18 protein-coding genes and 2 tRNA genes are annotated in these 22,383 nt (G+C 69.6%); 17 read left to right on the plus strand and 3 right to left on the minus strand.

The window, feature by feature from the left end:
* Positions 1-159: 159 nt before the first annotated feature.
* Genes PH203_RS13530 through PH203_RS13540 form a run of 3 tightly spaced genes read left to right on the plus strand, consistent with a single transcriptional unit; the run spans position 160 to position 3,898 of the window.
* A complete protein-coding gene (locus PH203_RS13530) occupies positions 160-930 on the plus strand; it encodes an ABC transporter ATP-binding protein (protein WP_289920132.1) in 771 nt (256 codons plus the stop codon).
* Positions 930-3,446: an ABC transporter permease gene (locus PH203_RS13535; protein ID WP_289920133.1), complete on the plus strand. Its 2,517-nt coding sequence runs from the start codon at positions 930-932 to the stop codon at positions 3,444-3,446. The genes PH203_RS13530 and PH203_RS13535 overlap by 1 nt, the downstream gene beginning before the upstream one ends.
* The gene (locus tag PH203_RS13540) at positions 3,443-3,898 is read left to right on the plus strand and encodes an HD domain-containing protein (RefSeq protein ID WP_289920134.1); all 456 of its coding nucleotides are present in this window, start codon (positions 3,443-3,445) and stop codon (positions 3,896-3,898) included. Before PH203_RS13535 ends, PH203_RS13540 begins: the two co-directional genes overlap by 4 nt.
* 10 nt (positions 3,899-3,908) lie before the next feature.
* Here PH203_RS13540 and PH203_RS13545 read toward each other — a convergent pair whose 3' ends face one another.
* Complete coding sequence (locus tag PH203_RS13545) at positions 3,909-5,015, minus strand: acyltransferase family protein (protein ID WP_289920135.1); 1,107 nt, start codon at positions 5,013-5,015, stop codon at positions 3,909-3,911.
* Positions 5,016-5,469: 454 nt separating this feature from the next.
* On the opposite strand from PH203_RS13545, the gene PH203_RS13550 reads away from it, so the two are divergent.
* The gene (locus PH203_RS13550) at positions 5,470-5,664 is read left to right on the plus strand and encodes a hypothetical protein (RefSeq protein ID WP_150949237.1); all 195 of its coding nucleotides are present in this window, start codon (positions 5,470-5,472) and stop codon (positions 5,662-5,664) included.
* 76 nt (positions 5,665-5,740) lie between these two features.
* Positions 5,741-7,897, plus strand: coding sequence for a serine/threonine-protein kinase (locus PH203_RS13555; RefSeq protein WP_289920137.1), 2,157 nt, complete (start codon positions 5,741-5,743; stop codon positions 7,895-7,897).
* An 89-nt stretch (positions 7,898-7,986) separates the two neighbouring features.
* Here the strand turns inward: PH203_RS13555 and PH203_RS13560 are convergent.
* Positions 7,987-8,057 (minus strand) — tRNA-Gly (locus tag PH203_RS13560).
* 130 nt (positions 8,058-8,187) lie between these two features.
* Between PH203_RS13560 and PH203_RS13565 the strand changes: the two genes are divergently transcribed.
* From PH203_RS13565 to clpX, 5 genes are all read left to right on the plus strand, one after another.
* A tRNA-Pro gene (locus PH203_RS13565) sits at positions 8,188-8,264 on the plus strand.
* Positions 8,265-8,438: 174 nt separating this feature from the next.
* Positions 8,439-9,839, plus strand: a complete 1,401-nt coding sequence (gene tig / locus PH203_RS13570) for a trigger factor (protein WP_289920138.1) — start codon at positions 8,439-8,441, stop codon at positions 9,837-9,839.
* A 278-nt stretch (positions 9,840-10,117) separates the two neighbouring features.
* On the plus strand, positions 10,118-10,723 hold the full coding sequence (locus PH203_RS13575; protein WP_051113679.1) for an ATP-dependent Clp protease proteolytic subunit: 606 nt from the start codon (positions 10,118-10,120) through the stop codon (positions 10,721-10,723).
* A 74-nt stretch (positions 10,724-10,797) separates the two neighbouring features.
* Positions 10,798-11,478 carry an ATP-dependent Clp protease proteolytic subunit gene (locus tag PH203_RS13580; RefSeq protein WP_289920139.1) on the plus strand — a complete coding sequence of 227 codons (681 nt, stop codon included), beginning with the start codon at positions 10,798-10,800 and terminating at the stop codon, positions 11,476-11,478.
* Between the two features lie 178 nt (positions 11,479-11,656).
* Entirely contained in the window at positions 11,657-12,946 is a 1,290-nt protein-coding gene (gene clpX / locus PH203_RS13585; RefSeq protein WP_289920140.1) for an ATP-dependent Clp protease ATP-binding subunit ClpX, read from the plus strand.
* 80 nt (positions 12,947-13,026) lie between these two features.
* Here clpX and PH203_RS13590 read toward each other — a convergent pair whose 3' ends face one another.
* Positions 13,027-13,947, minus strand: a complete 921-nt coding sequence (locus PH203_RS13590) for a hypothetical protein (RefSeq protein WP_289920141.1) — start codon at positions 13,945-13,947, stop codon at positions 13,027-13,029.
* Between the two features lie 137 nt (positions 13,948-14,084).
* On the opposite strand from PH203_RS13590, the gene PH203_RS13595 reads away from it, so the two are divergent.
* The 7 genes from PH203_RS13595 to mreD all read left to right on the plus strand — a co-directional run bounded on the left by PH203_RS13595 (position 14,085) and on the right by mreD (position 22,282).
* Positions 14,085-16,709, plus strand: coding sequence for a valine--tRNA ligase (locus tag PH203_RS13595; protein WP_289920142.1), 2,625 nt, complete (start codon positions 14,085-14,087; stop codon positions 16,707-16,709).
* Between the two features lie 144 nt (positions 16,710-16,853).
* Positions 16,854-18,341, plus strand: coding sequence for a folylpolyglutamate synthase/dihydrofolate synthase family protein (locus PH203_RS13600; RefSeq protein WP_289920143.1), 1,488 nt, complete (start codon positions 16,854-16,856; stop codon positions 18,339-18,341).
* A gap of 3 nt (positions 18,342-18,344) precedes the next feature.
* On the plus strand, positions 18,345-18,713 hold the full coding sequence (locus PH203_RS13605) for a DUF4233 domain-containing protein (protein ID WP_289920144.1): 369 nt from the start codon (positions 18,345-18,347) through the stop codon (positions 18,711-18,713).
* A gap of 74 nt (positions 18,714-18,787) precedes the next feature.
* Positions 18,788-19,201, plus strand: coding sequence for a nucleoside-diphosphate kinase (ndk, locus tag PH203_RS13610; RefSeq protein WP_235453816.1), 414 nt, complete (start codon positions 18,788-18,790; stop codon positions 19,199-19,201).
* Between the two features lie 265 nt (positions 19,202-19,466).
* Positions 19,467-20,486 carry a rod shape-determining protein gene (locus PH203_RS13615; RefSeq protein WP_004931372.1) on the plus strand — a complete coding sequence of 340 codons (1,020 nt, stop codon included), beginning with the start codon at positions 19,467-19,469 and terminating at the stop codon, positions 20,484-20,486.
* A gap of 154 nt (positions 20,487-20,640) precedes the next feature.
* Positions 20,641-21,588 carry a rod shape-determining protein MreC gene (gene mreC, locus PH203_RS13620; RefSeq protein ID WP_289920145.1) on the plus strand — a complete coding sequence of 316 codons (948 nt, stop codon included), beginning with the start codon at positions 20,641-20,643 and terminating at the stop codon, positions 21,586-21,588.
* 13 nt (positions 21,589-21,601) lie between these two features.
* Positions 21,602-22,282, plus strand: coding sequence for a rod shape-determining protein MreD (gene mreD / locus PH203_RS13625; protein WP_289920146.1), 681 nt, complete (start codon positions 21,602-21,604; stop codon positions 22,280-22,282).
* Positions 22,283-22,383: the final 101 nt, after the last annotated feature.

Below are 22,383 nucleotides of genomic sequence, written 5' to 3' on the forward strand. Positions count from 1 at the left end.
GCGAAGCTGCATCCATTAGCGGCTCCGCCGCGGACCCTGCACACCCACCCCACGGTGGGGTTTACCCCCGCCCCCACCCGCCAGCCCCCCACATGGCCCCCGCACCCCCCGAATCCGTACGTTCGAGACACACCCCACGAACGAACGGAAGGACACCCCATGCCAGCCGACCGGGCCGTAGAACTGCACGGAGTGCACCGGCGCTACGGCCGAGGCCGCACCGCCGTCCACGCCCTCCGCGGCATCGACCTCACCCTCCCCCCGCGCACCTTCACCGCGGTGATGGGCCCGTCCGGCTCCGGCAAATCCACGTTCCTCCAGTGCGCGGCCGGCCTCGACCGCCCCACCTCCGGCACCGTCCGCCTGGCCGGTACGGAGATCACCGGCATGAAGGAGAACAAGCTCACCGCACTCCGCCGCACCCGCCTCGGCTTCGTCTTCCAGGCCTTCAACCTCCTCCCGTCCCTCACGGTCGAGCAGAACGTCTCCCTCCCGACCCGCCTCGCCGGCCACCGCCCCGACCGCCGCCGCACGACGGAGGTACTCGCCCAGGTGGGCCTGACCGACAAGGCCCGCCGCCGCCCGGCCCAGCTCTCCGGCGGCCAGCAGCAACGCGTGGCGATCGCGCGGGCCCTCGTCACCCGCCCCGACGTGGTCTTCGCGGACGAACCGACGGGCGCCCTGGACACGACCACGGCAGCCGAGATCCTCGCGCTCCTCCGCCGAGCGGTGGACGACCACGGCGCGACGGTCGTCATGGTCACCCACGACCCCACGGCAGCCGCCTGGGCCGACCGGGTCCTGTTCCTGGCGGACGGCGAACTGGTGGACCACCTGGACGGAGCCTCCGCCGACCGGATCGCGGCCCGCATGACAGCCCTGGCCACCCCCACGCCCTACACGGCAGCGGCAACGGAAGCAGCAGTCTGATGCTCACCCCCAACGGCCTCGCCCGCGCAGCGGTCCGCTTCCGCCCCTCCGCGTTCGCCGGCACCTTCGTGGCCCTCGCCATGGCCGCGATGATCGTGGCGGCCTGCGGCATCCTGCTGGAGACCGGTCTGCGCGCGAAGGTCCCGCCCGGCCGCTACACGAACGCCCCCGTCGTGGCCGCGGCCGACCAGAAGGCCCACTACGGCAAGGGCGACAGCGCGGACAGCGAACCGGTCCCGGACCGTGCCCGCCTCGACGCGGCGCTGGTGTCGAAGGCGGCCCAGGCCCCAGGCGCCCGCACCGCAGTGGCGGACGTCACATTCCAGGTGACCGCAGCGACCACGAACAGCACCGCCACCGGAACCGGCACCACAGCCTCCACCACCCCCACCCCCCTCACCGCTCACAACTGGTCCTCCACCACCTTCACCGGCGAACACCTCACCACAGGCACCGCCCCGGCCCCCGGCGAAGTCGTCCTCGACCACCAGGCCCAGGTGGCCGGCAAACAGGCCCGCGCGGGCGACCGCATCACCCTCACCACCCCCACCGGCACCCACACCTACCGCGTCTCCGGCACCACCGACTCCCCCCGGCCCACCCCTCGCCCCACCGCCTGGTTCGCCGACGGGGAAGCCGTAGAACTCTCAGGCCACCCGGGCCGCGTGGACGCCATAGCCGTACTCCCGAAGCCCGGCGTCACCACCAAAACCCTCGCCGCCGAAGTGACCAAGGCCCTGGGCGGCAAGGCCAGGATCCACACAGGCGCCGACCGCGGCACCGTGGCGGACCCCGCCCTCGACGAGGCCAAGGAGATCCTCGTCGCCCTCGGCGCCTCCTTCGGCGGTACCGCCACGATGGTCGCCGTCTTCACCGCGGCCGGCACCGTCGCCCTGGCGGTCGGCCAACGCGCCCGGGAATTCGCCCTGTTGCGCGCGATCGGCACCAGCCCCCGCCAGATCCGCCGCACGATAGCCACGGAGGCCCTCCTGGTGGCCCCCGTGGCCGGCGCGGCCGGCTGTCTCCCCGGAGTCGCCCTGGCGGCCTGGTGGTTCGGGCAGTTGCAGGACCGGGGCGCCATCCCGGAAGCCGTGGACCTGGCCGTCTCCTGGATCCCCCTCGTCACCGCGGCCGGCGCCGTGCTCCTCACCGCCCTGCTGGCCGGCTACATGGCCGCCCACCGCAGCTCCCGCATCAAGCCGGGCCAGGCCCTGACCGAGGCCTCCGTGGAACGCCTCCGCATCGGCTGGATCCGCACCCCCCTCGGCCTCGCCGCGGCGGCGGGCGGCATCGTCTGCGCGGGCCTGGCCGCCTCGACGACCGGCGAGGACGCGGCCAACGCCGCCCTCGGCATCGTCATGCTGTTCATGCTCGCCGTGGCCCTGCTCGGCCCGTACATCGCCCGCGCCTGCGCCGCCCTGTTCGGCCTCCCGCTGCGCGGCGCGAGCGCCTCCGCCGTGCTGGCCGCCGCCAACTCCCGTACGAACGCCCGCCGTCTGGCCTCCGCGATCACCCCGATCGTGCTCGCGATGGCGTTCTCCTCGGTCCTGCTCTTCCTGCGCACCAGCGAGGACCACGTCACCGCACAACAGCAGCGCGACGGCATCACCGCCGACCACATCGTCACCGCCGACACCCCGGGCCTCGCCCCCGACGCCGTACGACGGGCCGAACGCGCCCCCGAAGTCACCGCGGCCGTCGGTCTGTTGAAGACCGCCGTGCTGGTCCCGGCCTCCGGCGGCACCCTGCAGGCGGCCACCGCGCAGGGCGTCACGGGCACCGCACGCGACCTGGCAGCCGTACAGGACCTCAAGCTCAAGGACGGCCGGCTCTCCCTGGAACCCGGCGAGACGGCCGTGGACGCATCCCTCGCCCGCAACGCGGACCGCACCGTCGGCGACCGCCTCCCCATCCGCCTCCCCGACGGCACGAGGGCCGAACCGCGGATCGTGGCGACGTACGAGCGCGGTATGGGCCTGTCCCAAGTCACCCTGAGCCGTGCCGCGTTGGCCGGCCACGTCACCAACGCCTACGACACCGAGCTGTGGACCAAGGGCGGCACGGCCGCAGGTCTGAAGGGTCTCGGCACGGTCCTGGCCCGCGACGACTACACCACCGCCCAGTCCGTGGACCGCGAGCTCAACGCCTGGGCGAACAACGTCATGGCGGCCGTCCTCGGCGGCTTCGCGGCCGTCGCCGCCGTCAACACCCTCGTGATGACGGTCCTCGACCGCCGCCGCGAACTCGGCACCCTCCGCCTCATCGGCTCCACCCGCCGCCAGGTGCTGCGCATGATCCGCTGGGAGGCCCTGCTGGTCGCCTGCGCGGGCATCGCCCTCGGCACGGCGATCGCGGTCGCCACGCTCGTCCCGATGATGAACGGCCTGACGGGACAGGGCCCTTACATCCCCCCGCTGGTGTACGGCGCGCTCGCCGGGACCGTCGTGGCCCTCGGTCTCACCGCGGCCGGTCTTCCGGCCCGTGCGGCGCTGCGCGGGGGGACACTGGAGGAGTGACCGATGCACCCAGACACCTGACCCTGACCGAGGTCGAGGCCACCGCGCGCGCCGCGCACGAGGGGCAGACCGACAAGGCCGGCCGGCCCTACGCCGAGCACCTCCAGGCCGTCGCGGAGGGCGTACGCGCGCGTGGCGGCGACGCCGAGCAGATCGCGGCCGCCTGGCTGCACGACTCCGTCGAGGACGACGCCCTCTCCGCCCGCTGGCTGGAGGAGGCCGCGCTGAGCCGTCGTACGAAGGACATCGTGCTCGCGGTCACCAAGCGGGTGGGGGAGCCGCCCGAGGGGTACGCCGGGCGGATCCTCGCCACCCCCGGCGCGCTGCTGGTGAAGGAGGCGGACCTGGCGCACAACGCGGACCCGGTGCGCCTCGCGGCCCTGGACGAGGAGACCCGGAAACGACTGACCGAGAAGTACGCGGGGATGCGCGCACTTCTCGGTCTGAGGTGAGTGAGGGTTCTTACGCCAGGACCTTCTCGCGCTGCCCGGGGCGCTCCGGCTGCTGCTGCCGCTCCCGCGCCAGCTCGGCCGCGTCCTGCTTGAACGCCCACTCCATCCTCGGTTCCATGGCGAACCGGAAGACCCGCTGCACGGGCTTGGTGCACAGCAGCGTGACGACGACGGCCGCGACGGCGGTGACGAGGATCTCGCCGAGGGGGCGGTGCAGCCAGGCGGCGTCCAGCCAGCCCTCGTGGGCGGCGGCCTTCACCAGGAAGCCGTGCAGCAGATAGCCGTACAGCGTGCCCGCGCCGAGTGCCGTGAACCACATCGTGCGACGCGGCGTCCAGGCGAAGAAGCAGGCGGTCAGCAGCAGCGAGCAGCCGAACATCGCGAGCACCATGACCGGACCGGCCCACCAGGGCGCGCCCAGCTGCTGCGCGGCGTCCCGGTGGTAGAACCACGCGGTGTTCATGCGCGGCACGGCCCACCAGCCGACGGCCAGCGCGGCCGCGAACAGCGGCACCGCCAGGATCCGCACCGTGCGGGTGCGCACCATGTGGAAGTGCTCGGCCTTCATGCACAGCCCGAGGACGAAGTACGGCAGGAACTGCAGCACCCGCTGGAGGTCCAGGTCGTCACCGATCGACGGGGTGACGGACGCCAGCATCGCGAGGCCCAGCGCGAAGGGGAGCGGCCACCGGATGAGCTTCAGGACGGGGGTGGCCATCCGCCAGACGAACAGCGCGCACAGGAACCAGGTGAGGTACCAGGGGTCGAGCAGGCTGATCGGGTGCCCGGGGTCGTTCTCGAAGTACTTGTGGTAGAGCGAGTAGGCGGTCTCGAAGACGACGTACGGCACCACGACACCGGTGACGAGCCGCCTGAGCCGGTCGGGGCGCATGTCGAAACTGCGGGAGAAGTAGCCGGAGATGATGATGAACGCCGGCATGTGGAACGAGTACACGACCGTGTACGCGGCTTCCAGGATCCGGCTGTCGCCCTTGAGCGGCTCCCAGGCGTGGCCCATGGCCACGAGCACGATCGCCAGGTACTTGGCGTTGTCGAAGAACGCGTCACGCTGCTTGGGCACACCGGGGGCGGAGGGGGACGAGGCGGTGCGGAACATCTGAGGCACCCTAGCGTTGCCTGTGGGCTCTCGTAAAACTCACCACGTCATTCCTGGCTATTGGCTCGGAGAGCCCCGGAAAATAGACGAGTTGCCACGTTATCGAGGTCACAGCAAGCGCCAACTTGGTGTGATTCATCCCGACTAAATAGGTCATAAGGTCCGAGGATGGAGACTGTTGGAATTATTGGAATTACCCGCGAACGGGATGTGTGGAGACGGAAACGATCTCGTCGAATTACCTGTGTGGGTGCCCTCTCGAATTGCTGTGCGGAACAAGGGGTGTTGGTGACGGGGCGGACGGCCGCCGCACAGATTCGGCACAGGTGTGGTCAACGATGCATCACCTGCCGCATACAGCGGCTTGGTTGGTGGCACGATGGTTCTGGCGGGGGTGCGCGGGGCTGGCACCCCCGGGCCGGGAGAGCGGACCGACCGTAGGGTGTGATCAGTTGTGGCCATTTCGCTGTCAGTGGTGCTGCTGTTGGCGATCATCTTGGTGGTGTTGATCCGTGGCGGATCACTCAAGGCCGGACCCGCCGTCGTCGCCGTGCTGTTCGGCTTCTTCCTCGCCTCGACCGGTATGGCCGACGACATCCAGCGCTTCCTCGACTCGATAGCGGAGACCATCAACTCGATCCAGTTCTGACCCTGTTGACCCCGCGGGCTAGGCTGACCAGCCCGGTCACGGGGGCCGGTGACGGACAACAGGGGGACGTACGGGGATGGCGCTGCGCGACTCGGACCCGGCGGAGGTGGGCGGTTACCGCATCGAGGACCGCCTGGGCAGCGGCGGAATGGGCGTGGTCTACCTCGCCCGCTCCGACTCCGGACGCCGTCTCGCCGTCAAGGTGGTGCACGGCCAGTACGCGGACGACGACGAGTTCCGCGCCCGCTTCCGCCGTGAGGTGGCCGCCGCCCGCCAGGTCAGCGGCGCCTTCACGGCCCCCGTCGTGGACGCGGACGCCGACGCGTCGCGCCCCTGGATGGCCACGCTCTACATACCGGGCGCCAACCTCGGCACGCACGTCCACGAGAACGGCCCGCTCCCCTTGCCCCGCCTGCGCGACCTCGCCGCCGGCCTGGCCGAGGCCATCCGCGACATCCACCGCGCGGGAGTCGTCCACCGCGATCTGAAACCGGCCAACGTCATGCTCGCCGACGACGGCCCCCGCGTCATCGACTTCGGCATCTCCCGCGCCACCGAGTTCGCCGCTTCCGACGTCCTGACCCAGACCGGCCGCGTGATGGGCACCCCGCCCTTCATGTCCCCGGAACAGTTCTCCTCCCCCCAGGACGTGGGCCCGGCGGCGGACATCTTCTCCCTGGGCGCGGTGGTGGCGTACGCCGCCTCGGGCCGGGGCCCCTTCGACAGCCCGAGCCCGTACGAGACGGCGATCCGGGTGGTCGAGGGCACCCCCGAACTCGACGACGTCCCGGCCGAGTTGCTCCCCTTCATCCGCCTCTGCCTGGAGAAGGAGCCCAAGTCCCGCCCCACGGCGGACGAGTTGCTGCGCCTGCTGCGGGACGGCGACTGGCCCGACCCGCGCCCCGCGGACGGGCAGCCGACCCTCGTCGACACGGGCCGGCCCCGCCGCCGCAGGCGCCTGTGGCCGGCCGCCGCGGCGGGCATCCTGGCCCTCACGGCGGCCGCCGTCACCACGACGGTCGCCCTGACCGGGGACGACGACCCGGCCCCGGGCAACCTGCCGGCCGGCTGGAAGGCATGGCACAAGCAGGCCAAGGACCCGAGCGTCGAGAAGGACCCGATAGGCCCCTCCACCGTCTTCAACCGCTGCACCGCCTCCGGCACCTCCCTGGTCTGCGCGGGCGACGAGATCATGGCGACCCGCTTCGCCCTGGCCGACGGGGCGAACACCTGGGGCCTGCCCATCGACCCGACCGCCGAGGGCGAGGAGTTCGGCAGCAGCAGCAGTTCCGGCGGCGGCACGATCATCGGCGCCCGCAAGGGCCGCGTGTACGTCTACGGCGCCGACGACCGGCCCGAGGCCGACCAGGCATCGACCCCGACCCGCTACACGGTCCAGGCCGTGGACGCCGAGACCGGCAAGGTGATCTGGAGGACGGTCACCGCGGACGGCCCGGAGGCCACGGAGCCGAGCAGCGACCAGGGCGCCTCCGCGGCCGTTCCCGAGGGCGTCGTGTCCGTGTACGGCAGGACGGGCAGCCAGCTCGCCCTCCTCGACGCCGACGACGGCGAGGTCCGCTGGAAGCGTCCCCTGCCGAACCCGAACCAGTACTTCACGCTCCTGCGCAGCGTCGGCGGAAAGGCGTACCTGCTCACCGGGAAGTACACCACCGGCGAGATCCAGAGCACGACCGTCGCCCAGCTCGACCCGGCCACCGGCAAGCCCCGCTGGAGTGTGACCGTCAAGGGCGACATGAACATCGCCGGCGGGCACGACGGCCGCCTGGTGCTGATGAACACGACCGGCGTCCACCGCGCACTGACTCTGATCAACACCTCCACGCACGTCGTGACGACCGTGAAGCTCTCCACGCCCCAGCCCGAGACGGCGACCCCCACCCTCGCGGGCGGCACCCTCTACTTCACCCTCAGCAACGGCATCATCCGCGCGGTCGACCCGGCCACCGGCCGCCAGGCCTGGCAGGGAGACTCCGGCATCGAACAGTCGGGCCCCCCGACCGTCTCCAGGACCCACCTGTACGTCGCGTCCCCCAGCGGCCGTCTCGCCGCCCTGAACCGCAGCACCGGCAAGGTCGACGGCACCCTCGCGGGCCCCGACGACGGCGCCGTGGAAGGCCCCCCGACGGGCGCCCCCCTCACCCTCGTGGGCGACGCCCTCTACGTCCCGTACGGCCTGCGCTCCGTCTACACGGTGGACGTACGGACCCTCTGACCCGCCAAGACGAGACGGGACCGGACGAAACGACGAAACGGCGAAACGAAAGGGCCCGGTTCCGAGGAACCGGGCCCTTTGCCGTACAGAGCGGGCGACGGGAATCGAACCCGCGTAGCTAGTTTGGAAGACTAGGGCTCTACCATTGAGCTACGCCCGCGCAGGACGCGCCGCAGGTCAGGTGACCGCGGCACAGAGAGCATCGTAGCGGGTCCGCACCCCTTGCCGCACACCCCGTAAATGCGGCGGTCCCGCGGCCTGCGGGCATGTACCCTACGTGTCGCACCAGACGGGGTGTGGCGCAGCTTGGTAGCGCGTCCGCTTTGGGAGCGGAAGGCCGTGGGTTCAAATCCCGCCACCCCGACCATGAGCAGTGATCTCTATGCCTTGATCGCCTTTTGGGGCGTGTAGCCGCTGCGGTTACTATGCAAGCTGCGCGCCCGTGTGTCTCTCGTCTGATGCAGTCCTCAGGGCGGCCAATCCGCCGGAGCCGTTCTGGCGCCGGCAGAATCCAAGAAGTCAGCCACAAGGAGACCGAACCGTGAAGAGCGCCGTGGAGACCCTGAACCCGACCCGGGTTCGGCTCACTGTCGAGGTGCCCTTCGAGGAGCTCAAGGACAGCCTCGACGCGGCGTACAAGAAGATCAACCAGCAGGTCACGGTGAAGGGCTTCCGCAAGGGCAAGATCCCGGCCCGCGTCATCGACCAGCGGTTCGGCCGTGGCGCCGTGCTGGAGGAGGCCGTCAACGACGCGCTTCCGAAGTTCTACACCGAGGCCGTCACCGAGGCCGAGCTCGACGTCCTGGGCCAGCCCGAGGTCGACATCACCGAGCTGAAGGACGGCGACACGCTGAACTTCACCGCCGAGGTCGACATCCGCCCGGCCCTGGAGCTCCCCGAGGACTTCTCCTCCATCGAGGTCGAGGTCGACGCCGTCGAGGTCACCGACGAGGACGTCGAGAAGTCCGTCGAGCAGCTCCGTGAGCGCTTCGCCTCGACCTCCCCGGTCGAGCGCGCCGCCGAGGACGGCGACGTCGTCACGATCGACCTGGAGGCCAAGGTCGACGGAGAGGTGCTCGAGGACGGCATCGCCAGCGGTGTCTCGTACACCATCGGCTCCGGCGAGCTCCTCGACGGCATCGACGACGCCGTGAAGGGCCTGGAGGCCGGTGGCGAGGCCACCTTCACCTCCGAGCTCAAGGGCGGCTCCGCGGCCGGCAAGGAGTCCGAGGTCACCGTCAAGGTCACCCAGGTCGCCGCCCGCGAACTGCCCGAGCTGGACGACGAGTTCGCGCAGCTCGCCTCCGAGTTCGACACCCTGGAGGAGCTGAAGGCCGACAGCCGCAAGCGCCTCGAGAACATGAAGCAGTACGACCAGGCCACGCAGGCCCAGGAGCGCGTCCTGGAGAAGCTGCTCGAGCTCGTCGAGGTGCCCGTCCCCGAGAAGCTGCTCGCGGACGAGATCAACACCCGCAAGCACAACCTGGAGCACCACCAGCTCGGCCAGATGGGCCTCGACCTCGCGAAGTACCTGGAGATCCAGGGCAAGACCGAGGAAGAGTTCGACGCCGAGACCGAGGAAGCCGCGGTCAAGGGCATCAAGACCCAGTTCGTCCTCGACGAGCTGGTCAAGCGCGAGAAGCTGAACGTCAACCAGGAGGAGCTCACCGAGCACCTCATGCGCCGCGCCGCTTCCTCCGGCATGTCCCCCGACCAGTTCGCCCAGGCGGTCGTCGAGGGCGGCCAGGTTCCGCTCCTGGTCGGCGAGGTCGCCCGCGGCAAGGCCCTGGCCGTCGTGGTCGAGGCCGCCACGGTGAAGGACACCAACGGCGAGGTCATCGACCTGGACGACGAGGACGAGGTCGAGACGGCCGCCGAGGTCGCCGCGGAGGCCACCGAGGCCGACGCCACCGACGCCGAGGCGGAGAAGACCGAGGGCTGAGCCCACGGCGCCGAGCAGGTCCTAGGACGGGCCCTGGGTCACTCATGACCCAGGGCCCGTTCGCCTACCCGGTGGCCCTCCCGCCGGAGGTGCCCGGCGCTACGCCCCCGGCGAACAGCCCTGTATCCGGGATTCCCCGAAGGGACCAGCGCGTTAGGGTCCATGAATACGAGGGCAGTGGAGTCCCCGAACAGCTCCAGCCCCGCAGGGATACGCAGGGAAACGTGAGACGGCCGGACGCCGTCGTAAGACGAGCAGGTGGATACGTGACGAATCTGATGCCCTCCGCCGCCGGCGAGCCTTCCATCGGTGGTGGCCTCGGCGACCAGGTCTACAACCGGCTGCTCAACGAGCGGATCATCTTCCTCGGCCAGCCGGTCGACGACGACATCGCGAACAAGATCACCGCACAGCTGCTGCTCCTTGCCGCGGACCCGGACAAGGACATCTACCTCTACATCAACAGCCCCGGCGGCTCGATCACGGCCGGCATGGCGATCTACGACACCATGCAGTACATCAAGAACGACGTGGTGACGATCGCCATGGGCCTCGCCGCCTCCATGGGCCAGTTCCTGCTCAGCGCCGGCACCCCCGGCAAGCGCTTCGCGCTGCCGAACGCCGAGATCCTGATCCACCAGCCGTCCGCCGGCCTCGCCGGCTCGGCCTCGGACATCAAGATCCACGCCGAGCGGCTGCTGCACACCAAGAAGCGCATGGCGGAACTGACCTCCCAGCACACCGGTCAGTCGTTCGAGCAGATCACTCGCGACTCCGACCGCGACCGCTGGTTCGACGCCGACGAGGCCAAGGAGTACGGCCTCATCGACGACGTCATCACCACGGCCGCCAACATGCCGGGCGGCGGCGGCACCGGGGCCTGAGAACCCCTCGCAGGGGCCCCGAAGACCCCCGCGCAAGCCCCCAGCCGACCGCCTCAGCCCCTAGGAGAGAGACAGTGAACGACTTCCCCGGCAGCGGCCTGTACGACCGCACGCGCGCCGAGTACACGGGCCCCTCGGCGGAGTCCCGTTACGTCATCCCGCGCTTCGTCGAGCGCACCTCGCAGGGCATCCGCGAGTACGACCCGTACGCGAAGCTCTTCGAAGAGCGTGTGATCTTCCTCGGCGTGCAGATCGACGACGCCTCCGCCAACGACGTCATGGCGCAGCTGCTGTGCCTGGAGTCGATGGACCCCGACCGGGACATCTCGGTCTACATCAACAGCCCCGGTGGCTCCTTCACCGCGCTGACGGCCATCTACGACACGATGCAGTTCGTGAAGCCGGACATCCAGACGGTCTGCATGGGCCAGGCGGCCTCCGCCGCCGCGATCCTGCTGGCCGCCGGTACGCCCGGCAAGCGCATGGCGCTGCCGAACGCGCGTGTGCTGATCCACCAGCCCTACAGCGAGACGGGCCGCGGTCAGGTCTCCGACCTGGAGATCGCCGCCAACGAGATCCTGCGGATGCGCGCGCAGCTGGAGGAGATGCTGGCCAAGCACTCCACCACGCCGATCGAGAAGATCCGCGAGGACATCGAGCGCGACAAGATCCTCACGGCCGAGGAGGCGCTCTCGTACGGTCTGATCGACCAGATCATCTCCACCCGGAAGATGAACAACGCGGCCGTCCGCTAGTCGGAGGCTGTATTGTCTGCCGCCCCTTGGCCCGGTAAGTGTGCTTTGACACGCTGCACGTCAAAGTGAACCGCGCCAAGGGGGGCCCGAACGGGGGGCCCGGCAAGGTACCGTCGGATTAAGGCAGCACCAGGAGCCGCTGGACCTAGGCGTCTCCCAGGCGAAGGGGAAGCACACCGTGGCACGCATCGGTGACGGCGGCGATCTGCTCAAGTGCTCGTTCTGCGGCAAGAGCCAGAAGCAGGTCAAGAAGCTCATCGCAGGGCCTGGTGTGTACATCTGCGACGAGTGCATCGATCTCTGCAACGAGATCATCGAGGAGGAGCTCGCCGAGACGAGCGAGGTGCGCTGGGAGGAACTCCCCAAACCCCGCGAGATCTACGAGTTCCTCGAGGGCTACGTGGTCGGCCAGGAGGCCGCCAAGAAGGCCCTCTCGGTCGCGGTCTACAACCACTACAAGCGCGTCCAGGCCGGCGAGAACGGCGGCGCCAACGGCCGTGACGACGCGATCGAGTTGGCGAAGTCCAACATCCTGCTGCTCGGCCCCACGGGTTCTGGCAAGACCCTCCTCGCCCAGACCCTGGCCCGCATGCTGAACGTGCCGTTCGCGATCGCCGACGCGACCGCGCTCACGGAGGCGGGGTACGTGGGCGAGGACGTAGAGAACATCCTGCTCAAGCTCATCCAGGCGGCGGACTACGACGTCAAGAAGGCCGAGACGGGCATCATCTACATCGATGAGATCGACAAGGTCGCGAGGAAGAGTGAAAACCCCTCCATCACCCGCGACGTGTCCGGCGAGGGCGTCCAGCAGGCCCTGCTGAAGATCCTGGAGGGCACGACGGCCTCCGTGCCCCCGCAGGGCGGCCGCAAGCACCCTCACCAGGAGTTCATCCAGATCGACACGACGAACGTGCTGTTCATCGTGGGCGGTGCCTTCGCGGGCCTGGAGAAGCTCATCGAGTCCCGCGCGGGTGCGAAGGGCATCGGCTTCGGCGCGACGATCCGCTCCAAGCGCGAGCTGGAGGCCAAGGACCAGTTCGAGGACGTCATGCCCGAGGACCTGGTGAAGTTCGGCATGATCCCGGAGTTCATCGGCCGTCTCCCGGTCATCACCTCGGTCCACAACCTCGACCGCGAGGCCCTCCTCCAGATCCTGATCGAGCCCCGCAACGCGCTGGTCAAGCAGTACCAGCGCCTCTTCGAACTCGACGGCGTGGAGCTGGACTTCGAGCGCGAGGCCCTCGAAGCCATCGCCGACCAGGCCATCCTCCGCCAGACCGGCGCCCGCGGTCTGCGCGCCATCATGGAGGAAGTCCTCCAGGGCGTCATGTACGAGATCCCGTCCCGCAAGGACGTGGCGCGCGTCGTCATCACGGCGGACGTCGTCCACTCCAACGTCAACCCGACGCTGATCCCGCGGGATGCGCGGGGTGGCCGCGGCCCGGGCGAGCAGAAGACGGCGTAACTCCCGCCGCGCACCAGCCAGACGAAGGGGCCCCGGTCAACCGACCGGGGCCCCTTCGGTGTTGAAGACCGACTGTGGCGTCAGGCCTTCACGCGAACGTCGTTGCGGAGCTTGGCGGCCAGCTCGGCGGCCTCGCCCATCGTGGCGCTCTTGCCGGCGACCAGGGCGGCCATGTCGTACGACACCACGTAGGCGAGCGTGCTGTGGTCACCCCAGACGCAGACCGGCATGGTGATCTTCTGGCCGGACTCGCTGGACTCCATCTCCTGGCACTTCATGATGCCGTTCTCGAAGCCGGCGGGCTTCTGCTCGGTGGGGGAGCCCACGAGGGTGACGCCGGAGTCCTTGTCCTTCTTGGACTCAGTCTTCAGCTGGGCGAACATCGCGTCGACGACCTTCTCCGGGTCCTCGATGCTGCCGTAGACGCCCGCGAAACCCAGCTCCTTCGCGGTCATGCCCGTCCCCGCGGTGTAGGACGCGCTGACGTCCTTGGCGTCCTTGACGCCCCACGACTCCGCGTCCTTGACGTCGCTCTCGGTCAGCGTGTCCGCCTCGGAGTCGTCGCCCTTCTTGTACTCGCTGCCGAGCACCGCCGCCGGGGTCGTCAGCTTGTACGTCCCGTCGTCCGCGATGTCCGACCCGCCACCGCTGCTGCCGCCGAGCAGGAGCGCGGCGCCCACGGCGAGGGCGGCCACGACGGCCACGGCGCCGATGATGATGGCGGTCTTCTTCTTGCCGCCACCGCCGGGCACGGGCGGCATCGGGGTGGTGTACGGCTGCTGGCCGTAGGGCTGCTGCCCGTACGGCGGGGTCTGCGGCGGCACGCCCTGCGGGGCCTGCTGCGGGTAGCCGTACCCCGGCTGGGGCTGGGCCGGCTGCTGGGGGTAGCCGTAGCCGGGCTGGGGGGCCTGCGGCGGCTGCTGGCCGTACGGGCCCGGCTGACCGTACGGACCGGGCTGCTGGGGCTGCCCGCCGTACGGGCCCGGCTGGTTGTAGCTCATTACTGGGTTCCCCTCCAGATGCTTATGTGTTCCAGACATCCTGGCCCAGACTTGGCGCGGGCATTGCATCGGGGGGTCCCACCGTTACAGAACAAAGCCGTTTCGGGACACGCCCGCGACACCCCTAAACTGACCCCGTGACCGAGAACGCTCAGCAGCAGCCACCAGCGCCCGACACCGAACTGCCGACCCAGTACGCGCCGGCCGATGTAGAGGGGCCGCTGTACGAGCGCTGGGTGGAGCGTGGTTACTTCGAGGCGGACGAGAAGAGCGACAAGCCGCCGTACACCATCGTCATCCCGCCGCCGAACGTCACGGGCAGCCTGCACCTCGGGCACGCCTTCGAGCACACCCTCATCGACGCGCTGACCCGTCGTAAGCGCATGCAGGGCTTCGAGACGCTCTGGCAGCCGGGCATGGACCACGCCGGCATCGCCACCCAGAACGTCGTCGAGCGCGAGCTCGGCAAGGAGGGCAAGTCCCGGCACGACCTCGGCCGTGAGGCCTTCGTCGAGCGGGTCTGGCAGTGGAAGGGCGAGTCCGGCGGGCAGATCTCCGGGCAGATGCGTCGCCTCGGCGACGGCGTCGCATGGTCGCGCGAGCGCTTCACCATGGACGAGGGCCTGTCGCAGGCCGTCCAGACCATCTTCAAGCGGCTCTACGACGACGAGCTGATCTACCGCGCCGAGCGCATCATCAACTGGTGCCCGCGCTGTCTGACGGCGATCTCGGACATCGAGGTCGAGTACCAGGACGACGACGGCGAGCTCGTCTCCATGAAGTACGGGGAGGGGGACGACACCATCGTCGTCGCCACCACCCGTGCCGAGACCATGCTCGGTGACACCGCCGTCGCCGTTCACCCCGACGATGAGCGGTACAAGCACCTCGTCGGCAAGCTCATCAAGCTGCCGCTGACCGAGCGTTCCATCCCGGTCGTCGCCGACACCCACGTCGACCCGGAGTTCGGCACCGGCGCCGTCAAGGTCACCCCGGCCCACGACCCGAACGACTTCGAGATCGGCCAGCGCCACGACCTGCCGGCCATCACGATCATGGACGAGCACGCCGTGATCACGGCCCACGGTCCCTTCCAGGGCCTGGACCGTCTGGAGGCCCGCTCCGCCATCGTCGCCGCGCTGCGCGCCGAGGGCCGGATCGTCGCCGAGAAGCGCCCGTACGTCCACTCCGTGGGCCACTGCTCGCGCTGCAAGACCACCATCGAGCCGCGCCTGTCGATGCAGTGGTGGGTCAAGGTCGGCCCGCTCGCGAAGGCCGCCGGTGACGCGGTCCGCGACGGCCGCGTCAAGATCCACCCGCAGGAGATGGAGAAGCGGTACTTCGACTGGGTCGACAACCTCCACGACTGGTGCATCTCGCGGCAGTTGTGGTGGGGTCACCGCATTCCCGTCTGGTACGGCCCGGAGGGCGAAGTCGTCTGCGTCGGCCCGGACGACGAGCCCCCGACCGGCGAGGGCTGGCGTCAGGACACCGACGTCCTCGACACCTGGTTCTCCTCGGGCCTGTGGCCCTTCTCGACCCTCGGCTGGCCCGAACAGACCGAGTCGCTCACGAAGTTCTATCCGAACTCCGTCCTGGTCACCGGCTACGACATCCTCTTCTTCTGGGTCGCCCGGATGATGATGTTCGGCCTGTACGCGATGGACGGCACCCCGCCGTTCCACACCATCGCCCTGCACGGCATGGTCCGCGACCAGTTCGGCAAGAAGATGTCGAAGTCCTTCGGCAACGCGGTCAACCCGCTGGACTGGATGGACAAGTACGGCTCCGACGCGCTCCGCTTCACCCTCGCGCGCGGCGCCAACCCCGGCGTCGACGTCCCGATCGGCGAGGACTGGGTCCAGGGCTCCCGCAACTTCGCCAACAAGATCTGGAACGCCACCCGCTTCGCGCTGATGAACGGCGCGACGGTGGAGGGTCCCCTTCCGGACGCCTCCAGGATGTCGGCGACGGACCGCTGGATCCTCTCCCGCCTCAACTCGGTCGTCGCCGAAGTCGATGCGCTGTACGAGGACTTCCAGTTCGCGAAGCTCTCCGACGCCCTCTTCCACTTCGCGTGGGACGAGGTCTTCGACTGGTACGTCGAGCTGTCCAAGACGACGTTCCAGGCGGGCGGCGAACCGGCCGAGGTCAGCAAGCGGGTCCTCGGCGAGGTCCTCGACGTCACGCTGAAGCTGCTGCACCCGGTGGTCCCGTTCGTCACGGAGACCCTCTGGACCACGCTGACGGGCGGCGAGTCGATCGTCATCGCGGACTGGCCGAAGGACAGTGGCTTCCGTGACGACGCGGCGGAGGGGGAGATCGAGACCCTCCAGTCCGTCATCACCGAGGTCCGCCGCTTCCGCGCCGACCAGGGCCTCCAGCCCGGCCAGCGCGTCCCGGCCCGCCTCACGCTCGACGGCACGGCCCTGGCCCCGCACGAGGCCGCCATCCGCCAGCTCCTGCGCCTCCAGCCGGAGGGCGAGAGCTTCTCCGCGACGGCAACTCTCCCGGTCGCGGGTGCCACGGTCGCCCTCGACCTCTCCGGCACCATCGACGTCGCGGCGGAGCGCAAGCGCCTCGCGAAGGACCTGGCCGCCGCCGAGAAGGAGAAGGCCCAGGCCACGGCCAAGCTCGGCAACGAGGCGTTCCTGGCGAAGGCCCCGGACAACGTGGTGGACAAGATCCGCGGCCGCCTGGCCAAGGCGGACGAGGACATCGCCCGCATCCAGTCCCAGCTGGACAGGCTGCCTCAGCAGTAGGCGCCCTGAAGGGGCGGGGCCGCATTGAATTTGCGGCCCCGCCGCGTGGGCGCGACCAGCCACAACGTTCCCCGCGCCCGCCGACCGGCACCAGCCGCCCCACTCCGTAGGCACCCTGTCAGTCCCCCTCCGTAGACTGACCCCGTGAGTGAGAGCGACGACCCCTTCGACGAGATCATCGCGGCCGAGACCGACCGGGACCCGGACCTCGCGGTCATCGAGGCCGGCAGCCGTACCCTGCGCACCCAAGGCACCCCGCCGGAGGCGCACGTGCCGACGCGCCCCGAGGACCCCGAGGTCGACAAGGCACTGCGCGAGGTCGAGACGGAGCTCGCCACTCGCTGGGGCGAGACCAAGCTGGAGCCGTCGGTCACCAGGATCGCCGCCCTGATGGACGTCCTGGGCGAGCCGCAGCGGTCGTACCCCTCGATCCACATCACGGGGACCAACGGCAAGACCTCCACCGCCCGCATGATCGAGGCCCTCCTCGGCGCCTTCGAACTGCGCACCGGCAGATACACCAGCCCCCACGTGCAGTCGGTCACCGAGCGCATCAGCCTGGACGGCGCGCCGATCTCCGCCGAGCGCTTCATCGAGACGTACACCGACATCAAGCCCTACGTCGAGATGGTCGACGGCTCGCAGGAGTACCGCCTGTCCTTCTTCGAGGTGCTGACCGGCATGGCGTACGCGGCGTTCGCGGACGCGCCCGTCGACGTGGCCGTCGTCGAGGTCGGGATGGGCGGCACCTGGGACGCCACCAACGTCATCGACGGTGACGTGGCCGTCGTCACACCCATCGACCTGGACCACACCGACCGGCTCGGCGGGACGCCCGCCGAGATCGCCGTGGAGAAGTCCGGCATCATCAAGCAGGACGCGACCGTCATCCTGGCGCAGCAGCCGGTCGACGCAGCGCAGGTGCTGCTGAAGAAGGCCGTAGAGGTCGACGCGACCGTGGCCCGGGAGGGCCTGGAGTTCGGGGTCGTCGCCCGTCAGGTCGCCGTCGGCGGACAGCTGCTCACCCTGCGCGGACTCGGCGGGGAGTACGAGGAGGTCTACCTTCCCCTGCACGGCGCCTACCAGGCGCACAACGCCGCCGTCGCCCTCGCCGCCGTCGAGGCATTCTTCGGCGTCGGCTCGCAGCGGCCGGAGCGGCTCGACATCGACACCGTCCGCAAGGCCTTCGCGGCCGTCTCGTCGCCGGGGCGGCTCGAGGTCGTACGGCGGTCTCCCACCGTCGTGCTGGACGCCGCGCACAACCCGGCCGGCGCCCGTGCCACCGCCGAGGCGGTCGGCGAGGCCTTCGAGTTCAGCCGGCTCATCGGGGTCGTGGGCGCGAGCGGCGACAAGAACGTACGGGGGCTGCTGGAAGCCTTCGAGCCGATCTTCGCCGAGGTCGTGATCACACAGAACTCCAGCCACCGGGCGATGGACGCAGACGAGCTGGCCGCGATCGCCGTCGAGGTGTTCGGCGAGGAGCGGGTGCAGGTCGAGCCGCGGCTGCCGGACGCCATCGAGGCCGCGATCACGCTGGCCGAGGAGGAGGGCGAGTTCGCCGGCGGCGGAGTGCTCGTGACCGGCTCCGTCATCACCGTCGGCGAGGCCCGACTGCTCCTGAGGAGGGGCTGACCTGTGCGTACGCTCTGTGCTTCGACCCTGATCGGCGAGTTCTTCATCATCGGCTTCGCCGGGCTGGTCGCCATGAAGGACTCCGATCTGTCCATGTCGGCGGTGTGGACGGTCAGCGGGATCGCCATGTTCCTGTGCGTGGTGCTGTGCGGCCTGGTCACCCGGCCCGGCGGCATCGCGATGGGCTGGGCCCTGCAGATCCTGCTCATCGCGTCCGGGTTCGTCGTACCGACGATGTTCTTCCTGGGGGCGGTCTTCGCGGCGCTGTGGTGGGCCTCGGTGCACTACGGGCGGAAGATCGACGAGGCGAAGGCGAGATTCGCGGCGCAGGCGGCTTCCCCGTCGGGTTCCACCACACCTGACGCTGTGTGACCAACGCGCGGACACGCCCTGTAACCTCGGTCTACCCGCACCATGCTTGACACGCTTGCCTAAGGAGCCTCCTCGTGACCCAGCGCACCCTCGTCCTCCTCAAGCCCGACGCCGTCCGTCGCGGCCTGACCGGCGAGATCATCAGCCGTATCGAGCGCAAGGCCGGCTGGCAGATCACCGCGCTGGAGCTGCGCACGCTCGACCAGGACACGCTGGAGCAGCACTACGGCGAGCACAAGGGCAAGCCCTTCTACGAGCCGCTGGTGGAGTTCATGGCCTCCGGCCCGGTCGTCGCGCTGATCGTCGAGGGCGAGCGGGTCATCGAGGGCCTGCGCGCGCTGGCCGGCCCGACCGACCCGATCGCCGCCGCGCCCGGCTCCATCCGCGGTGACTACGGCGTGATCGTCCGCGAGAACCTGATCCACGCCTCCGACTCCGAGGAGTCCGCCGAGCGCGAGGTGAAGATCTTCTTCCCGGGGCGCGCGTAACTCGTGTGCCGGTGGTGAAAGTCCGGGGCCCCGGTCCCGGACTTTCTTGGCATATGCGTGGCGATCGAGGGAACCAGCACCCCCGAACGCCCCTCTCCAGGAGCGAACGCAGTCAGCATCTGCTGACAATGGCGGAGACCCTTACGCAGTGTCCGTGCGGGCGCCACTACGATGGAACCCTTCACGTCACCGCACCCACTTCGCCGACCTGAAAAGCCCTCAGAAGCTCCCAGGGAAGGCCAGACGAATCCTGATGGGGAACTCAATGTCGTTCATCGGCCGTGACATGGCTGTCGACCTCGGGACCGCCAACACGCTGGTGTACGTCAGGGGTCGCGGGATCGTACTCAACGAGCCGTCCGTCGTCGCGATCAACACCAACACCGGTGGCATTCTCGCGGTCGGCGCCGAAGCGAAGAAGATGATCGGGCGGACCCCCGGCAACATCGTTGCCGTACGGCCGCTGAAGGACGGCGTGATCGCCGACTTCGAGATCACCGAGCGGATGCTCCGCTACTTCATCCTGAAGATCCACAAGCGGCGGTATCTGGCTCGTCCGCGCGTCGTCGTCTGTGTGCCCTCGGGCATCACCGGCGTCGAGCGCCGCGCCGTCATCGAGGCGTCGTCCCAGGCCGGCGCCCGCCAGGTGCACATCATCGAGGAGCCCATGGCCGCGGCCATCGGCTCCGGCCTGCCGGTCCACGAGGCCACGGGCAACATGGTGGTGGACATCGGCGGCGGCACGACGGAGGTCGCGGTCATCTCGCTCGGCGGCATCGTCACCGCCCAGTCCATCCGCGTCGCTGGCGACGAGCTGGACAACGCGATCATCCAGCACATCAAGAAGGAGTACTCCCTCCTCCTCGGTGAGCGGACGGCCGAGCAGATCAAGATCACGATCGGTTCGGCGTACGACCTCGACGCTGACGAGCACACCGAAATCCGCGGCCGGGACCTCGTCTCCGGACTGCCCAAGACCGTCGTCATCTCGGCCGCCGAAGTCCGCAAGGCGATCGAGGAACCCGTCAACGCGATCGTCGACGCGGTCAAGACGACCCTCGACAAGTGCCCGCCCGAGCTGTCCGGCGACATCATGGACCGCGGAATCGTTCTGACCGGCGGCGGCGCCCTGCTGCGCGGCCTCGACGAGCGGCTGCGCCGGGAGACCGGCATGCCGATCCACATCGCCGAGGACCCCCTCGACAGTGTGGCGCTCGGCTCCGGCAAGTGCGTGGAGGAGTTCGAGGCGCTCCAGCAGGTGCTGGACGCCCAGCCGCGCAGATGACGTAACTCTTCGATTCCGCCGTACGAGATGATCTCCTCTCGTGCGGCGGATCGTTGATATAGAGGCATAAGCTCGCCCAAGAGTCTTCGGGCATTCGCAGTCACGTACACCTGAACACCTGCACATTCCTATGAGGAAGGCACGGCCGCCGCACGTGAGGGACACACGAGAGAGCCGGCTGCTCCTGGTGCTGCTGATCGCCATCGCGTTCGCACTGATCACGGTGGACATCCGCGGCGGGGAGGACTCACCGGTCGACGGTGCCCGCCAGGCCGCGGCCACGGTCTTCGGCCCCATCGAGGACGGCGTCTCCGCCGCGGTGAACCCGGTCGGCAACGCGGTCTCCGCGATCCGCGACTCAGGTGAGCGGCACGACCGGCTCGCCGCCCTGGAGAAGGAGAACGCGGCCCTCAAGGCGAAACTCGGCAGCGACGACCGCAACTCCAGCCGCCTCAAGCAGCTGAACTCCATGCTGAAGGTGGCGGGCGAGGGCCAGTACGGCATCAAGGGCGCCGAGGTCATCGCCATAGGAGCGGCCCAGGGCTTCTCCTGGACCATCACCATCGACGTGGGCTCCAACGACGGCATCAAGCGCGACATGACCGTCCTCAACGGCGACGGACTGGTCGGCCGTGTCACGACCGTCGGGCCGAACACCGCGACCGTCCTCCTCGCCAACGACCCCGACTTCACCGTCGGCACCCGCATGGAGGCCAGCGACGAACTCGGCTTCGCCTCCGGACAGGGCGACCGCCCCCTGCGCGTCGAACTCCTCAACGGCAAGGCCGAGGTGAAGAAGGGCGACCGTCTCGTCACCTTCGGCTCCCAGGCCGACAAGCCCTTCGTGCCCGGCGTCCCGGTCGGCGTGGTCTCCAGGGTCGACCCCTCAGGCGGCGACCTCACCCGCACCCTCTACGTCACGCCCTACGTCAGCTTCACCAAGCTCGACATCGTCGGCGTCGTCGTCGAGGCCCCCAAGAAGGACCCGCGCGACACGGTGCTGCCCGACAAGCCGAAACCGACCCCCAGGCCGACGGTCACCGTCACGGTGACCCCGTCCGCGAACGCCCCCGTCGACGGCCAGTTCGAGCAAGAGCAGTAGGAGCTGATTCCCCTTGCGTGTCAACCGGATCCTGCTCTCCACCTCCCTCGTCGTCGTCGCCCTGGTCCTCCAGGTCAGCGTCCTGTCCCGGCTCCACCTGCCGGGCGCCGTCCCCGACATCCTGCTGCTGACCGTCCTGGGCCTCGCCATGGTGTACGGCCATGTCGGCGGCGCCCTCGTCGGCTTCGGCGCCGGACTGCTGGCCGACCTCGCCCCGCCCGCCGACCACGCGGCCGGCCGCTATGCCCTCGTCCTGTGCGTCATCGGCTACCTCGCCGGACTCGCCAAGCCCGAGAACGGCAGACTCAAATCCGCCACCGGCCCGATGCTCGTCGTGGTCGCCGCGGCCGTCGGCACGACCCTGCTCTACGCCGGTGTCGGCGCCCTCGTCGGCGACACCGCGGCCCGTCATGTCGGCCTCGGCAGCCTGCTGTTCACCGCCGCGCTGTACGACCTGCTGCTCGCCCCCTTCGTCGTCCCCGGGATCATGGCGCTCGCCCGCCGCGCCGAGAACGACCCCCTCGCCGACACCAACACCTCCGCCAAGAAGGCCACCGACATCTCCTCCGGGTGGCTGTCCTCCGGGACCGGCCTGAAGATCGGCGGCCAGCGGGGCGGACTCGGCGCGCTGAAGACCAAGGCACGGACCCGGACCGCGCGCGTCGGTCGCATCAAGGGGGTCAAGCGGCTGTGAGGGCGGGGCAAGTGGCTGTCGGGGCTGTCGGGGCTGCTGAGTTCACTCGAACGTGTCTGCGGGGGCGGAACGCCGTCTCACAGGTCAGCCGTTCATCATTC

Source organism: Streptomyces sp. S.PB5, from assembly GCF_030403745.1.
In the GTDB taxonomy this organism is placed as follows: Bacteria; Actinomycetota; Actinomycetes; order Streptomycetales; family Streptomycetaceae; genus Streptomyces.